Annotated in this window: 2 protein-coding genes; one reads left to right on the forward strand and one right to left on the reverse strand. The window is 52.5% G+C overall.

The annotated features are described in order from the left end of the window. Nucleotides 1–973, forward strand: a 973-nt coding sequence (locus V8352_RS21695; protein ID WP_336426333.1) for an abortive infection family protein, incomplete at its 5' end; no start/stop codon positions are given. A gap of 158 nt (nt 974–1131) precedes the next feature. Here V8352_RS21695 and V8352_RS21700 read toward each other — a convergent pair. Then, nucleotides 1132–1401, reverse strand: a complete 270-nt coding sequence (locus tag V8352_RS21700) for a hypothetical protein (RefSeq protein ID WP_336426334.1) — start codon at nt 1399–1401, stop codon at nt 1132–1134. Nucleotides 1402–1654 lie beyond the last annotated feature (253 nt).

A 1654-nucleotide genomic window follows, 5' to 3' on the forward strand; every position in this document is an offset into this window, starting at 1 on the left:
CCGGTCGGCTCAAGCACCTGCCCGCGTCACCCTACGACACAACATCTGGTGTGGTCGTGAACTGACCGGAGACCCGCACACCCACACAAACCGCGAAGAAGCCAAAAAAGGGCGACTACCGGTGGCCGCTCTCGATTGTCTTATCCCACTAAGGTATCTGCAAAACATGATAGGCCGAAATACATATGAGAAGTTGATACCGCGGCATGAACGCGAAGCGCTCGAGCAGGCATTGGGGATGGAAGCCGGATACGTTCTGGATTTCGGTGACGGCACCTTCAACGACTTCTTCTATGAGACGATTGCCATCGATCCGGAAGATCAGTCGCAGCTCTTTAGCGGGCGAGGAACATCGAAAGCGAAAAGATTGCGTGCGTTTATCGAACGTGCTCAGCCGACGTTAGTGGCAAAAATCCTGCGCGAACTCTGGGAGTATCGGGAGGCGATAGAGTTTGCACAAGATGCGCGGAATGAAGACAAACTTAAAGGATCTTATTTCTCTACCGTCGCACGGATCGAGGGGCGTACGGATGCAATTGATGCCTCTGCCATTGAGACTTTCGAGCCGGACGAGACACTGGAAGAATTGGTTGCTTCAATCCGCCGCGACCTGGATGCAAACAAACCCCAAGCGGCGCTTGACCGCCTTCATACCTACTGCATGAAGCGTTTTGCCTCTCTTGTCCGCAAGCATGGTGGCGAAGATTGCGGGAAGGACGATGCCCTTCATGCGCGGGTCGCAAAATACGTTAGAATCCTCCGCGAACAAAAGAACCTTAACCCCATTTCGGAGCGCATTGTCAAAAGCTCCATCAGCGTCTTCGAGGCGCTGAATCCAATCCGCAACGATCAGTCGTTTGCGCATGACAATCCTGACCTCGTGCGGATGGAGGAAGCTCGGTTTGTCTTCGATAGCGTGACCGCGTTATTGCGGTTCTCCAAGGCTATTGATGGGCGCTTTTTCGAGGATTGATTGAGGTTAGCCCCGTTGGCAACGTCCACTTTGCGGGCTGCAACTGCAGCAATCAGACTGAATGATAAACGACAGTTCGGGGCCGGAAGCGGCGTCTTTCACAACGGGCGGAGAGCCGACATTCGCCGGAACTCTTATATCAGTAAGAGTCCAGCGATCTACGCCTTATCCGGAAGTCCTTCATTCTGAGAGAAAGCGCTCGCGGCAGTTTCCAATGCGGGCGTCACAAGTGCGCCATCTTTCAAACTTGGATGTTCAAGAAACATCTTCCCAGATGCAGTAGGAAACTCCACTCTTATCCATTCAATACCTTCGATAAATGGCTTCAATGGCGGAGGAGAAGAGAAAACCTTCGTGATCGCCGCTTCAGCCTCTTCTTGATTGTTGTAAAATGTTGTAAAAGTAACTGCTTTCTTACCCTTAGTCATAGCCGCCCCTGACGAATACGACCCCTCATTGGCAAAGAGCTCAAGCAGAAATATATCAGTTATTGCAACCCCTTCTATTACGAGGCCCGATCCAATCCTTTGATTCAGCACAACCAAAGGGGTAATGTCGACTGTAGCGGCGTCAACTTCGGGCTTCTTCGCGGTTTGTGTGGGTGTGCGGGTCTCCGGTCAGTTCACGACCACACCAGATGTTGTGTCGTAGGGTGACGCGGGCAGGTGCTTGAGCCGACCG

Source organism: Roseovarius sp. D0-M9, from assembly GCF_037083805.1.
Taxonomy (GTDB): Bacteria; Pseudomonadota; Alphaproteobacteria; order Rhodobacterales; family Rhodobacteraceae; genus Roseovarius.